Raw genomic sequence first — 448 nt, forward strand, 5'->3', positions numbered from 1 at the left:
ATCTAACGAATCATGAAAGCCTCCGTTTATCATAACTTCCAAACGAACGTACAGTTATTTATACGACACACTAAATTTTTATAAGATAACTAATGCACTATTCAGATATTTCCTTTATTTTCCAAAAAATATTAAAATACGCGAATGGATACCTACGTAAAACGTTTATTTAGGTAGCTATCCATTCGATAAGACACAATAACTGGATCTATTCGGCTACGCTCAGACGGTCGACGTAACGAGAGGTTAAGTTGTAGATTATGTAGTCGTTGCCAACTGCGCTAAAAGTATAATTAAAGACGTCCTTTCAACGATTTTTTCGATAATCCCGAAAATCGTATTCGTGAATTAGGGAACTGTTATTATGCCATTAGTTCTATCCGGACAGAAAAAAGACCAGATCTATTTACAAGACCTCATAATTACGTTTATGAAACAGGCATAACAC

The sequence above is a fragment of the Legionella qingyii genome, assembly GCF_003184185.1.